The organism is Acinetobacter sp. ANC 3832 (assembly GCF_002135415.1).
GTDB lineage: Bacteria > Pseudomonadota > Gammaproteobacteria > Pseudomonadales > Moraxellaceae > Acinetobacter.
The window spans coordinates 255886-269556 of the sequence record NZ_NEGJ01000002.1 but is presented as its reverse complement, the minus strand read 5'-3'; the positions used below and the strand labels follow the sequence as shown (position 1 = coordinate 269556).

14 protein-coding genes and 2 tRNA genes are annotated in these 13671 nt (G+C 35.9%); 9 read left to right on the top strand and 7 right to left on the bottom strand.

Annotated features, from left to right (window positions below; translation table 11 throughout):
- The first annotated feature begins 16 nt into the window (after window positions 1-16).
- Complete coding sequence (locus tag B9T35_RS03685; RefSeq protein ID WP_086189775.1) at window positions 17-847, top strand: SAM-dependent methyltransferase; 831 nt, start codon at window positions 17-19, stop codon at window positions 845-847.
- A 90-nt stretch (window positions 848-937) separates the two neighbouring features.
- On the opposite strand, the gene B9T35_RS03680 is transcribed toward B9T35_RS03685, so the two are convergent.
- From B9T35_RS03680 to B9T35_RS03670, 3 genes are all read right to left on the bottom strand, one after another.
- A tRNA-Thr gene (locus B9T35_RS03680) sits at window positions 938-1013 on the bottom strand.
- Between the two features lie 147 nt (window positions 1014-1160).
- Complete coding sequence (locus B9T35_RS03675) at window positions 1161-1679, bottom strand: tetratricopeptide repeat protein (protein WP_086189774.1); 519 nt, start codon at window positions 1677-1679, stop codon at window positions 1161-1163.
- Window positions 1680-2109: 430 nt separating this feature from the next.
- Window positions 2110-2337 carry a hypothetical protein gene (locus B9T35_RS03670; RefSeq protein ID WP_086189773.1) on the bottom strand — a complete coding sequence of 76 codons (228 nt, stop codon included), beginning with the start codon at window positions 2335-2337 and terminating at the stop codon, window positions 2110-2112.
- Between the two features lie 363 nt (window positions 2338-2700).
- Here B9T35_RS03670 and B9T35_RS03665 point away from each other — a divergent pair, with 363 nt between their 5' ends.
- Entirely contained in the window at window positions 2701-3009 is a 309-nt protein-coding gene (locus B9T35_RS03665) for a hypothetical protein (protein WP_086189772.1), read from the top strand.
- Between the two features lie 467 nt (window positions 3010-3476).
- Here the strand turns inward: B9T35_RS03665 and B9T35_RS03660 are convergent.
- Window positions 3477-3566: transfer RNA gene (locus B9T35_RS03660), tRNA-Ser, on the bottom strand.
- A gap of 118 nt (window positions 3567-3684) precedes the next feature.
- On the opposite strand from B9T35_RS03660, the gene B9T35_RS03655 reads away from it, so the two are divergent.
- The 3 genes from B9T35_RS03655 (at window position 3685) to B9T35_RS03645 (ending at window position 7319) form a co-directional block, all read left to right on the top strand.
- Window positions 3685-5565, top strand: coding sequence for a potassium transporter Kup (locus tag B9T35_RS03655; protein WP_086189771.1), 1881 nt, complete (start codon window positions 3685-3687; stop codon window positions 5563-5565).
- 349 nt (window positions 5566-5914) lie between these two features.
- Window positions 5915-7000, top strand: coding sequence for a DNA/RNA non-specific endonuclease (locus tag B9T35_RS03650; protein ID WP_086189770.1), 1086 nt, complete (start codon window positions 5915-5917; stop codon window positions 6998-7000).
- Window positions 7001-7073: 73 nt separating this feature from the next.
- Window positions 7074-7319, top strand: a complete 246-nt coding sequence (locus tag B9T35_RS03645) for a hypothetical protein (protein ID WP_086189769.1) — start codon at window positions 7074-7076, stop codon at window positions 7317-7319.
- 110 nt (window positions 7320-7429) lie between these two features.
- Here B9T35_RS03645 and aqpZ read toward each other — a convergent pair whose 3' ends face one another.
- Both aqpZ and B9T35_RS03635 read right to left on the bottom strand, forming a co-directional pair.
- Complete coding sequence (gene aqpZ, locus B9T35_RS03640) at window positions 7430-8122, bottom strand: aquaporin Z (protein ID WP_086189768.1); 693 nt, start codon at window positions 8120-8122, stop codon at window positions 7430-7432.
- A 104-nt stretch (window positions 8123-8226) separates the two neighbouring features.
- The gene (locus B9T35_RS03635; RefSeq protein WP_086189767.1) at window positions 8227-9228 is read right to left on the bottom strand and encodes an AraC family transcriptional regulator; all 1002 of its coding nucleotides are present in this window, start codon (window positions 9226-9228) and stop codon (window positions 8227-8229) included.
- A gap of 292 nt (window positions 9229-9520) precedes the next feature.
- On the opposite strand from B9T35_RS03635, the gene B9T35_RS03630 reads away from it, so the two are divergent.
- Window positions 9521-10159, top strand: a complete 639-nt coding sequence (locus tag B9T35_RS03630; protein ID WP_086189766.1) for a sterol desaturase family protein — start codon at window positions 9521-9523, stop codon at window positions 10157-10159.
- Between the two features lie 471 nt (window positions 10160-10630).
- On the opposite strand, the gene hisF is transcribed toward B9T35_RS03630, so the two are convergent.
- Window positions 10631-11392 carry an imidazole glycerol phosphate synthase subunit HisF gene (gene hisF / locus B9T35_RS03625; protein ID WP_322853540.1) on the bottom strand — a complete coding sequence of 254 codons (762 nt, stop codon included), beginning with the start codon at window positions 11390-11392 and terminating at the stop codon, window positions 10631-10633.
- A 110-nt stretch (window positions 11393-11502) separates the two neighbouring features.
- On the opposite strand from hisF, the gene B9T35_RS03620 reads away from it, so the two are divergent.
- From B9T35_RS03620 to B9T35_RS03610, 3 genes are all read left to right on the top strand, one after another.
- Window positions 11503-12453: a homoserine kinase gene (locus tag B9T35_RS03620; protein ID WP_086189764.1), complete on the top strand. Its 951-nt coding sequence runs from the start codon at window positions 11503-11505 to the stop codon at window positions 12451-12453.
- A gap of 154 nt (window positions 12454-12607) precedes the next feature.
- Window positions 12608-13237 carry a DUF1294 domain-containing protein gene (locus B9T35_RS03615; RefSeq protein ID WP_086189763.1) on the top strand — a complete coding sequence of 210 codons (630 nt, stop codon included), beginning with the start codon at window positions 12608-12610 and terminating at the stop codon, window positions 13235-13237.
- A gap of 29 nt (window positions 13238-13266) precedes the next feature.
- Window positions 13267-13659, top strand: coding sequence for a DUF4870 family protein (locus B9T35_RS03610; protein WP_086189762.1), 393 nt, complete (start codon window positions 13267-13269; stop codon window positions 13657-13659).
- The last annotated feature ends 12 nt before the right edge of the window (window positions 13660-13671 follow it).

Genomic DNA, 13671 nt, shown 5'->3' with positions numbered 1-13671 from the left:
GTGTGCTTTCTTGAAAATGAAATGGCTTCAAGCAATTCATCAACGTTTTCCCAAACATAAATATGCAGTCAATGCAAAACAGTTGGGGGATGATGCTGAGTGCGCTTGGAGTAATTTAGGCTATTGGAACGATACATCTCATTATCCTGAAGCTTGTTGTCAATTGGCGGATCAATTGGCACAAGCTATTTCCTTAAATTCACAGGATCATCTCCTTGATTTAGGTTGTGGACAAGGAGCGAGCTTATTACATTGGCAACAGCATTATCATATTCAGCACTTAGCTGCTGTTGAATTACAAAAACAATGCGTTGATCACATTCAAGAACATATTCAAAATTTAGAGGCAATTTATTGTCAGTCTTTTTTGAATTTAACAATCATTCCATCGTCAAAAAAATTTGATGCAGTGCTATGTATTGATGCTGCTTATCATAGTCCGTTAAATTTATTTCTAGACTCCGTAAGTTGTGTTTTAAGCGTGAGGGGGAGGTTAGGGTTTCACTATTTAATTTGGTCTGAAAAGTGGAAAGATTCAAGTCTATTAAAAAAACAACAATATCGATGGTTACTAAAATCGGCAGATGTGCGTTTAGAAAATTTGCTAGATGAAGAGCAATTAAAAATGATGTTGAAACAACATGCTTTTATAGATATGGAGGTACAAGATTTTTCTGAACCTGTATTACATGGTTTTTCAAATTATTTTGATTCAATACTCAAAGCACAAAAAATGAAGCACGACTTAGATTATTTTAAAATCCAAATGACAGCCAAATTATGCAAAAAATTATATCAAGATGGTTTGGTGAGATATGTACAGATTACTGCGAGATTGAATGAGTGATGTATTGTTAGAATTTTGAATTTGACAATTAATAAAAAGGAATCTCTAGAAACAACAAAGGCTCACTAAAAAGCGAACCTAAGTTTAAAATGGTGCCGGCACACGGATTCGAACTGTGGACCTACTGATTACAAGTCAGTTGCTCTACCAACTGAGCTATGCCGGCAACGTAGCGAGAATTCTACAGAAAAATTCAAAGAACGCAAGCCAAAAAATAACCACTTAATTGTTATTATTATTTATTGTTGTTATGGAGATGGTTGAGGCTGGAGTCATCAATCATCAGAATGTTAAGTTCAGTGTAAAGACATCATTATTTTTTGAGCGCAATTTGAGCCAAAGTATTGCCTTTATTCGCTGCTTTCTCATACCAAGCATGTGCTAGATTCTGATCTTGTTGTACGCCTATTCCTGTTTGATAAAAGTCCGCAACTTTATATTGAGCCTTGGCATAACCGAGGTTCGCCGCTTTCAAATACCAATTAAAAGCCTCAGGTGTATTCTTCTGTCCACTTAAACCCATTTCAGCGATTGTGGCTAAGCGATATTGAGCTTGTACATTATTTTGTTCAGCTGAAGCCAATAACCATTGTTGTGCAAGCTTTTGATCTGTTTTAACCTGATCACCATTAAAATACATCATGGCAATTTGATATTGAGCTTTTGCATCGCCTTTATTAGCGAGTTCCAATGCACTTGCAAATGATTGACATGCATCATGACTAAGCTGAGTTGTTGAATTTAAATTCACTGCTGTTGTTTCAATATTATTTGCGAAAGCTGTACAGCTAGAAAATAATGCACCACATAAAATCATTTGTATTTTTTTCATAATATTTATTTTTAGTGTGACTTATTTAACGCTATTATTATCAAACTCAATATTGGTTGTAAACATAAACTTTTTATTTCATAAATAAAAACTAAATATTTTTTAAATTAATATTTAAGATATTGTTTTATAAATATTTTATTTTAAATTAAAATTGTTTAGTTAATCTAAAAATAAAATTATTAATATAAATTCTTTCTTCACGTTATCGATATTTAAACATTAATCTAAAAAAATTTTTAATTTTTCTAAATAGATTTTAGTAATATTTTAAAAATACTTAATACCGAATAAAAAAGTATTTTTAAACATAAATAAAATAGCCCAACATGAAAGGTGAGCTATATGTATTGTGAATACTTGAAATTTAAAATAATAGTGGTCTAGATGTATTATTTAATTTAAAAAGAGAGATTGTTTTTATTGCCACTTATTTGCTCCTTAAAATTTGGTCTAAGTCTTGAGCACACTCTTCTAAGGTTAAAGCCATATCAATTTGCATTTGAGGTTTAAGTTCATTGGCTAAACTTCGCCATTGCTCAATCAGCCGAATGGCTTTCTGTATTTTGTGTTTATTAACGTCCTTTGCAATCGTTGGTGTATATCCGCCGCGTTTCGCATTTTTAATTTGTTTGACATAATTAGTGCTGTTATCCATTCTTGCTCCCGAATAGCAGTTATTCTATGTTGGATTCGATTGATTGTGACTGGCAATCAACAATCTGAGTATGCTTAAAGAACATTGCATCTCTATGATATAGTGTTGTAATTTTGAAAATTAGGCATAATTTTATTGATGTTAAGTCGATAAAACTTTGTATATAAATTCTTTCCTAAAAGGAGAAAAATAACTTGTTAATAATGATGTAAAATATTGATGATGCTCAGTAATTTAAGAAATAAGAATCGCTGATTTTATGAGTGATTTGTAGCCCGAACGAATCTAATAAAAAGTTTAAATATTCCAAAGTAAGCAAGAATGAAGTGAGCTTTATTCAATTTTAATAAAAAAGAGATTTCGATGAGAAAAATAATTTATTTACTACTGCTGTTTTCTTGTTCGTATGCGTGTGCGGAAAAAAGTAGTGCTTGCGAACTGATTGATGATACTGCTGATATGTTGATGCAATTTCATCAGAGTGGTTTGTCATTAGATGACATTGAAATCAATAAAGAAGAGCTTAATCCACAAGAAGTTCAATTGCTGAATAATCTGATTTTGGATGCGAAAGCAACACCTGTGTATAAAACTGATTTAGCCAAATTGAAAGAGATAGATGATTTTAAGAATAAGTGGCTTGAGTTATGCCAAGTTCAACTTAATCCTTAAAAGTTTGGATGAAATGAATTTATCCTTCACTCTATGTAAATTGCAGTTGGTATGGTGAGATAAAAATAATATTTTTAAATTATGAAGAATACAGGGTAGAAGTATATGGATGATCTTAATTTACTTTTCTAAGTGTTACGTGATTATAAGCTTGAGAAACGACATTTAAAAAATACTTAAATTACCAAAACCTTCCAACTGCGGAAATAGCTTCTAGGCATACACCTTTTCATCTGACTAACATTTCTTGTTCTCTAAGTATTTTATCTTTCAAACTTTGGCATCTGTAAGCATGAGAACTGATTCCGTCAATAAATGGGGGTACAAAAAAAGTGATAAAAATCTTACCCCCACTTATACCCTCATCTTAAAGGCGATTTCAAGATGGGCTAATTGATTGCTAGAGACAATAAAAAGGCTTAAACCCTTTGGATTTAAGCCTTCGTTTACAACATGTTTATGAATCTTGGCGGTGAGAGAGGGATTCGAACCCTCGATACGCGCAAACGTATACACACTTTCCAGGCGTGCTCCTTAAGCCACTCGGACACCTCACCAAGGCGAGCGATAATAACCAAAAAAATCATTTCTGCCAAGCAACAATTGATTTAGAGCAAATTTTTTTACTCAGTGATATTATTGCGGAAAAATTATGTCTACATCGAAGACGAATATATGCAAAGTACTGCAAAGAAAGCCGCACTGCCTGCAATCACCCTCGCTGCATTAGGCGTCGTGTTTGGAGATATTGGTACAAGTCCACTATATGCCTTAAGACAATGTTTCCTCACAGCTCATATCGCGATTACAGAAGCAACTGTATTGGGTATTCTATCGCTGATTTTTTGGTGTTTAATGCTGACCATTAGCTTTAAATATGTCACCGTCATTATGCGAGCAGATAATAATGGTGAAGGCGGTATTATGTCGCTTTTAGCATTAAATCTACGTTCCACACGCATTGCTGATAATAAGAAAATTTATTTAATTGCATTGGGATTTGTCGGCGCATCATTATTCTTTGGTGATGGCATTATCACCCCAGCGATTTCTGTACTTTCAGCTATTGAAGGTTTGAGTATTGCAACACCGATGTTTAATAAATGGTTGATGCCTTTGGCATTGGGTATTTTAACTGCACTGTTTCTTGTACAAAGACATGGTACAGGGACAATGGGTAAATTCTTCGGTCCAATCACATTAACTTGGTTTGCATCTATCGGTTTGATTGGAATATGGAGCATTAGTCAAACACCATATGTACTGACCATGGTCAGTCCACATTGGGCATTAAATTTTATTTTTCATCAGCCTTTTGTTGCCTTCTTAACAATGGGTGCTGTGATTTTAACAGTCACAGGTGGTGAGGCTTTATATGCAGATATGGGGCATTTTGGACGCTTACCAATTCGTTTGGCATGGTTCATTATCGTCTTACCTTGTTTACTTCTAAACTATGCTGGACAAGGCGCGTTATTGTTGCGTAATCCTGCTGCAATCGAAAATCCATTCTATTTATTGGTTCCCGAGTGGGCATTGTATCCAATGATAGCACTGGCAACAGCTGCTGCTGTTATTGCATCACAAGCTGTAATTACTGGTGTATTCTCAATGGCAAATCAAGCAATTCAATTGCGCTATTTGCCACGTCTAACAGTTCACCATACATCAGATGTTGAACAAGGGCAGATCTACCTCCCATTCATTAATTGGGTTCTCTATATTTCGATTTTGTTGTTGATCTTGATTTTCCAGACCAGTGCGAATTTAGCCAATGCGTATGGTGTCGCAGTGACCATGACCATGTTCTGTGACACGATTTTAATAGCAGTATTGGCTTATGGACTTTGGCGTTGGCCAAAATGGAAGGTTGCCATATTTGCGATACCTTTATTAATCATCGATATTATATTTATTGCCTCAACCTCATTGAAAATTGTTTCCGGTGGATGGGTTCCAATCTTGATTGGTGCCATTGTATTTACGATTTTAATGACATGGAAAAATGGTCGAGAAATTGTTTTTGGTCGCCTTGAAAAAGATGCTTTACCTTTAGATTTATTTATTAAAAGTGTCAGCTTAAATGGCGATACGATGATTGTTCCGGGTGAGGCAGTTTTTCTCACAGGTACACCAAACATCGTTCCTCATGCAATGTTGCATAATATTAAGCACAATAAAGTGCTGCATGAGAAAAATATACTCGTCACAGTCATTACTCGAGATGTTCCTTATGTACCTGATTTGGAGCGTGTGCGAGTAGAAGTGCTTGATGCGCGTTTCTATCGGATTTACGTCTACTATGGCTTTAAAGATCAACCGAATATTCCACAAGCATTGGAATTGGCTTATAAGCAATTAAGTTTTGAATTCGATATGATGCAAATCAGCTTCTTTATCTCTCGTGATCGTCTAATTCATACCTTAGGTGATGGCATGGCGCCATGGCGTGAGAAGTTATTTATTTCTATGCAACGAAATACCAGTCCAGTGAGTGATTTTTATCAAATTCCATCGAACCGTGTGGTGGAAATGGGTAGTCAAATTGAGATTTAAAAGCTAAATTTGGATGCAGGGAAACCAGAGTTATGCTCTGGTTTTTTTATGTCTATTGTTTTGCTTTCTATACAAGATATAGATATATAAATTAGAACGACAAAATATGTCGTTCTAACATCAATGTTGAGCATTCTAGATAGCAGAATGGACTAAAGTAGGTTTAATACAACATTTCTAGACAGATCGTTTCAATCAGAAATATCACTTAATGCAACAACAATTCATTACAGGTAATCAGCTTTTATTCAGGAACAATTCTTAAAGCTTTGTTCATTTGAAAATTCACATAATTTATTTCTATAAATAAGCTTATTAAAGCTCATTTAAATCAAGATTTGTAGGTAAAATGGCGCGGAAAAGAAGTCGTAACACGAAGTTTAATTTAGGGAAAGTTTTGTTGAATAATTCGTTGGTCAAAATCGTTTTAGGTGTAGTTGCAACAGGTAGCTTCGCAATTGCCTTTGGACAAGAAAAAATAGCGCAATTCATGCCATTTTCAAGTGGTACAAGTACAGAGTGCTTAAAACAATTTTATCGTGAAGAACCTCCATTTTTAGTGAAAGATAGCTTAAATAAAAATAGTTATCCGCTATGTTTTAATGGCTTTAATGTGATGTATTCGGGTGTTTCAAAAACACCTTTATGGACGGCTGAGCATTTATCTCCACAACGTTTAAGCCAAAAAATTAAACGTGAAGATAGTTTCCATGAAGAGCTTCGCGTGAATGCTGAACATCGTGCGTTATTAAAAGACTATAAAGGCTCAGGCTATGACCGTGGGCATATGTCACCAAATGGTGATATGCCCACGAAACAATCCCAAGCAGATAGTTTTTCTCTTGCCAATATGGTGCCACAAGCACCAAAAAATAATCAGCAAGTTTGGCGAGAATTAGAAGAAGCCACTCGTGCAATGGCGACAAAGCAGAAGCAAGATGTTTATGTGGTGACTGGTCCAGTATTTTCAGGTAAAAAACTAAGCACCATTGGTAATGGAGTGATTGTTCCAACGGCAGTATTTAAAGCCATTTATATTCCTAAAGAAGGAATTATAGGGGCTTATTACGCACCCAATAATAATTCATTACAGGTCAAAATCTTGAGTGTCTGCCAGTTAGAAGAACTTACAGGTATCAATATTTTCCCGCAATTGACAGAAGAGCAGAAGCGAAATACTTATAAATTACCTTTATCTACGGCTCAAGTAAAAGCCAATCAAAAAATTGCATATTCACATTGGGATGGTGAAAGTCAGTGTGCGCCAGATGTTTCGGCTGATCAGTTACAAGCCTTACAGAAAAAATTTAAGTCTAAAAATGGACCAGCAGAAACCAATATAAGTGTGCCGAAAGTCGATGGTCAGACACAAGATGCTTTGGTCAAACAGCTTGTAGAAGCATTGTTGCAATATTTATTACAAATTTTGAAATAAATTAAGCTGAATATTGTCAGAAAGTCTTTATACTTTTCTGACAATACAATGAAAAATATAGAGAATAAATAATATGTTTAAACCTTTTGAAAATGGAACAGAATCACATGCGATTCATGATTTAACGTTGGAAAATCAGGAAGATTGCATCAGTGTGTATGGGAATCTACAAATTACCAAAGATCAAGCTGGCTTACAGGCAGCCAAGGCATTACAAGCCTTTATGAATGAAGTTGTCACGGCTTTAGAAAGCAGACAGAATTTACCTGAGAAAATAGAACGTCAAATTGAGGGTGAAGTCGAAAATCCATTTTTATAATTGGGTTATTAAAAAGATTTAATACACCCGTCTAAAGTTGGTTGTTTTGAGTGAACTACTTTAAAAAATAAAGCCTGTAATTGAGCAGGCTTTATTTTTAACTTGAAATATTAACTTTTCTGTTCACCCGCAATACCGCGATAAAGCACAGCACCGATGATGGCACCAATAATTGGAGCAACCCAGAATAACCAAAGTTGACTCAGTGCAGCCGTATCCGCAAATATTGCAACCGCTGTACTACGTGCAGGGTTTACCGAAGTATTGGTGACTGGAATACTAATCAAATGGATCAGTGTTAATGCGAGACCAATTGCGATTGGCGCAAAGCCTGCAGGAGCACGTTTATCTGTAGCCCCCATAATTACAATGAGGAACATTGCAGTCAGTACAATTTCAATGATTAATGCTGACATCATTGAATATTTACCTGGGGACAAGTCGCCAAAGCCATTGGTTGCGAAACCGCCAACGCTGACGAAGTCTGCTTGACCTTTTACAATCATATATAAAACAAACGCAGCAACTGCACCACCAATCACTTGGAAGATGATGTAAGGAACAAGATCTTTGGCATCAAAACGACCACCGACCCAAAGACCAATACTGACTGCAGGGTTAAAATGTCCACCAGAGATATGACCTAGGGCATAAGCTCCTGTTAATACGGTTAAACCAAATGCTAAAGCGACGCCTGCGAAACCAATGCCAAGCTCAGGGAATGCAGCAGCCAGTACAGCACTACCACAACCACCAAAGACCAGCCAAAAGGTTCCGATAAATTCTGCGAGATATCTATTCATATATTTTCCATTATTGTGTTGTTTACAGTTGTTGTAATTAAATTTTAATGAGTTTCGGAAATATTCTAATCAGTTTTTATAAAAAAGCTATGAATTAATCTAGCTTAAGCTGATCGTTGTTTACGCCATTGTTGAGGTGTTAATCCTGTCCATTGTTTAAAAGCACGTTGAAATGCACTTTGTTCAGAATAGCTCAGCAATAAAGCAATTTCCTGTAAACTTAAATGAGGATCTTGTAAATATTGCATGGCCAAGAGCTGACGAACTTCTTGCACGCGCTGTTGGTAAGTGGTGTTTTGACTTTGCAAATGACGTTGTAACTGGCGAATTGACATATTCAGTTGCTGTGCAATTGCTTCAATTTGATAATTATTTTTTTGTAAGCCCATTAAAATACTTTGTTGTAATCGTTCATCCAATTGTGTGCTATTGGGAAGATTCTCAAGCAAGGCTTTGGCTTGTTGCATTAAAAGCTTTTGTAAGGTCTGATCTGCTTGTTTGATGGGTGTGGTTAAATAGTGTAGTGGAAAAATTAATTCTGCTCTTGGCTGAGAGAAGCGAACTTTGCAATGAAAATAACGTTCATACAGACTGACATCTTTAGGTGCAGGCTGAATGAAATTGACTTCATGAATAAAAATATCATCCAATATTAAAAAATGTTTGAGAAATTGAACAATCAAAGCAATTGCAATTTCATCAGTAATTTGTGTGGTTAAATGTTCAGGCAGTAAATCCCATTGAATGGAGAGATAGTTACCTCGAACCTCGACTTTCAGTGGACTACCATCATAAATGAGGCGATGGAAATCATAATAACGTGTTAGTGCTTCGCTTAATGTGTCACACGATTGTGCAATATAGGCAATGATCCCTAAATGCTTAGGTTGTACATATTCAGCAATATCTAAACCAAGCGTCGGGCTTTGTACAACTCGATTAATATCATCAAGTAGTCCACGCCAAATACTAAAATCAAAGCGTTCTAAGTTTTGTACAAGTTGTAATTGATCTGAGATTTTGAGACCTTTGGCTTGACTATACGCATAGAGCAAATGTCCGAGTCCACCATAGACAGAGCCTGCGTAATCTTTTATCGGTTGCATAAGCATCACTTTATTATTGTCGTAAAATGTCAATTTAAACTAAATATAGCCACGTTTTAACATTTTAAATAAAAATCGGCAACTCCCTAACTGTAAAAGCGAATCAATTTTAAACATAAAAATGTCGTAATTTGTCAATGTAAATTAATTTTAAGGTCAATATCGTTTGGAAGTAATCATCTATATTAAATGATAAGAAGAGACTTCTTGCACACACATTGTAGAGCCAACTTTCTTTGGGAAAAGAAAAGGAATTACTTAAATGCAAGAAGCTAAATAAGGAGATATGAAGATGCTAAAAGGTTTTCTGGTGGGTTTAGTTGTTGCAAATGGCTTTGAATGGGTTGCGCATAAATACATTTTGCACGGTACGCATCGTGCAGGTAAGCCACGCTATAGTCCTGTACCCGATAGTATGAAGTCGCATTGGGAACATCACCGTGAAGTGCGTAAGCAAGTATTTTTTGATGATTGCTATGTTGAGGGTATTTCTAACTGGCGGACAAAAAATGAAATTATTTCATTGGCTGTTGTAGCAGGTGCAGCGAGCTTAATTTTTTATCCTATTTCGAAAGGAATGGTGGCTGCTTCACTTTATAGTGCATGTAATTATTATTATATTCACCGCCGTGCACATTTAGAACCTGATTGGGCAATGAAGAAAATTCCATGGCATTATGACCATCATATGAATTCTAATCAGGATGCCAATTGGTGTGTCACCAAACCTTGGTTTGACTATATATTGGGTACACGTGTTGTGTCCTCAGCGGATTTAAAAGAACAAAACCCATTGGGTGTACATTTACCACAACCTGTTGCAAATCGGCTTTCGAAACGCGTTGAGAAATATTTTCCAGCGAAGTTAGTAGAAAAAATACCAAAATTAGTACAAAAAGAAGATGATTCGGCTGTCGATTCAGTGGCTTAAAATTTTGATTTATTGAAAAGGGAATATTGGGTTATTCCTTTTTTTATTTAAAAAAAACAGAGTTTTGCTGTACTCATTATGATTTTAGTGTACTCAAATTTGAGTTTAATGTGCAATTTTAGTGCGCGCATGTCGTAAATAGTCAATATTTTTTGTCAACCGTGTCAATATTCAAGATTTTAAATTGGTTATAGTGGCTTTGCTTACTGAGTAGCCTCTTTAAGAAATTTTAAAATGCCAAGTGCTGTTATTTTCTTGGTTTATAGGGAAGCCTTTCATAAGGTTTCCTTTTTTTTTTATTTTAAAAAGAATGATCATATTTAAAGAGCGGTAAAAAAGAGTGCCCATTCGGCACTCTTTTAAATATTTTGATACTTAATTTTGAAATGCTCAATATCTTACATAAGTGTAAATAGTCTTTTTATTTATCTGCTCAAAGAAAAAACTAAAAGTCTTATGCAAGCAGTTTACTTAAAGACGCATTTCAATGCCTTGATTTGCTAAATACTCTTTTGCTTCAGGAATGGTATGTTGCCCAAAGTGGAAAATAGAGGCAGCTAAAACGGCATCCGCGCCACCTTGTAAAATACCATCAGCCAAATGTTGTAAACAGCCAACGCCACCTGAGGCAATGGTTGGAATATTCACACGGTTATTAATTTGTCGCATTAATTTCAGATCATAGCCTGATTTGGTACCATCGGCATCCATAGAGGTGACCAGTAACTCACCAGCCCCATATTCAGCCATTTTTACAGCCCATTCAATGGCATCAATCCCTGTGGTTTTACGACCACCGTGAGTAAAGATTTCCCACTTATTGTCGCCTGTTTTTTTCGCATCAATTGCCACTACGATACATTGTGCACCAAAGCGTTGTGATGCTTCTTGGACAAATTCAGGATTAAATACGGCAGCAGAGTTAATACTGACTTTATCCGCACCAGCATTCAAGAGTAAACGAATATCTTCAACTTTACGGACACCGCCACCAACGGTTAAAGGAACGAATACACTTTCAGCCATACGCTCAACAGTACGATACGTGGTATCACGACCATTCGACGTTGCGGTAATGTCTAAGAAGGTAATTTCATCTGCACCTTGCTCATTATAACGACGCGCAACTTCAACGGGATCGCCTGCATCACGAATATCAAGAAATTGAACACCTTTCACCACACGACCATTATCAACGTCTAGGCAAGGAATAATACGTTTAGCGAGCATAATTTTTTCCAAAAATAACAGTCGATTGTGAAACTTAGCGACTCAGGTGCTACACCTTGATAGTCGAAGCGGTTATTCTATCAAAATTATGTAAGTTTTTTCGCAGGTTTTCTATGTCGGTTTATACCACTTTGAGTTTAAAGGAAGTTCAGGCTTTCGCAGCACCTTATGGATTAGAGGTTGTTGAGCTGAATCCCATTCAAGGAGGTATTCAAAATACGAACTATTTTATTGTTTGTGCAGATAGCACGCAGTTTGTTTTGACGTTATTTGAAAATATGGATGAGCAAGGTGCAGGTGAATTGGTTCCTGTACTTGAACATTTAGGGCAACAAGGTTTGGCTGTACCTGTACCTCTAAAACATGATGGAAAAGCCATTCACTCCTTAAAAGATAAGCCTGCACAAATTGCACCACGATTAATGGGTGATCATCCAATGCCTGCCAATATTGAGCAGATCAAAGCGATTGCCATTGCACAAGCTCAAATTCATGTGGCATTAAAAGATTTTCCTTTGCAACGTGCTGAATATCGTAATCATCAATATTGGCGTAATGTTGCCAAAGAAATCAAACCGACATTGAATATTGCCGATCAAACGATTTTGAGTAATTTATTGGGTTTATATGATGCCTTAACAGCGATGTATCCAAACCGACCGAAAGGCTTTATTCACTCAGATTTGTTTCGTGACAATACGCTATTTGAAGGTGATCAGCTCAAGGGGATTTTGGATTTTTATGAACTGAATCAAGATGAATTATTATTTGATGTTGCGATTACGTTAAATGATTTCTGTACAGAATATCCTGAAGTAACGTTGGATGAAGTGAAGGCTCAAGCTTTTTTAGAGGCTTATGAGAGCATTCGCCCGTTAACCTCAGATGAAAAATCTTGCTTAGAATTGTATTTGGCGATGGCAGCAGGGCGTTTTTGGATGATGCGTTTGCAGGTCGCACATATGAATCAAATTGAAGGTCGTACAGGTGAGGATATTTTGCAGAAAAATCCTCAAGAAATGCGTAATATGTTGATTGAAAGATTAAAATTCGTCACGGCTTAATCTGGCGTTCTGCATCAGTATTTACGACTTCTTTATTCTTCTTCTATTTTTATAAAATAGAAGAAGAACTTAAAAGACCTTATGCAGAGTGTTTTTTGTAGCTGATTAAAATAGTCATATTTAGAATTTATATTGAAAAGATAAGGGAGTTTAAATGCGTGATCAAGGACGTTTAGTTGAATGGTTTGATGACAAAGGCTATGGCTTTATTCAACCGAATGATGAGTCCAAAGGTCGTGTGTTTTTACATATCAAGGATTTTGCTCGTCAAGGTCCGCGGCCAATTGTGGGTTGTGCATTGGAATATGTGGTGCAGTTGGATGGGCAAGGTCGTTATAAAGCCATTCAAGTGACGTATTTGAAAGCATCGCAAACACAGAAAAAAACCCATTCATCAACCATTCAACCCAACAAGCAGTCCACATCGAAACTTCAGCCGATGCAAATATTTGCAATTATTTATATTTTAGCATTGGCGATTTTGACTGTCTCAGGTTTTTTAAGTGGCATGGTGTTGCTTTTTATCAGCATTATAAATGTGATGACTTATTGGTTTTATGGCCAAGATAAAGAAGCTGCACAAAATGGTAATCGCCGTGTACCTGAAAATACACTGCATCTTTTATCTTTCTTGGGTGGATGGCCAGCCGCATGGTTGGCTCAACAACGCTTACGACATAAAACACAAAAACAACCGTTTCGTAAAATTTATTTTTGTACTATAGGATTAAATATTTTATTGATTTTATGGCTTATTTCTCCTTTAAACGTGTTGAAATTTTAAAGGAAAAATTAAGCATAAGGGGCAAGTAGATGAATACAAGCATAGATCAAAGTCAAAATAAAACGCTTACCTTTATTCTTTACGCACTTTATATTATTGCGATTGCTTCAGCGGGTATTTTGGCTGTTATCGCTTTAATTATTAACTATGTGAAGATGGATTCTGTTCGAGGTACGATTTTTGAAAGCCATTTTAAATGGCAAATTCGTACGTTTTGGTGGTATTTAATTTGGAATATCATTGCCTTTGTTCCTTTCATCTTCCTATTTTTTACAGGTCAAAATGCAACTGCCTTTGCTGGCGTAGCATTGGGTGCAGGAACATTTTGTTTATTTGTGATTGGTCTGTCTTGGGTTTGGATTGTGTATCGTGCAATTCGAGGCATCATTGCTTTAAATGATAACAAAGCAATGTATTCATAATGCAAAAGCTGA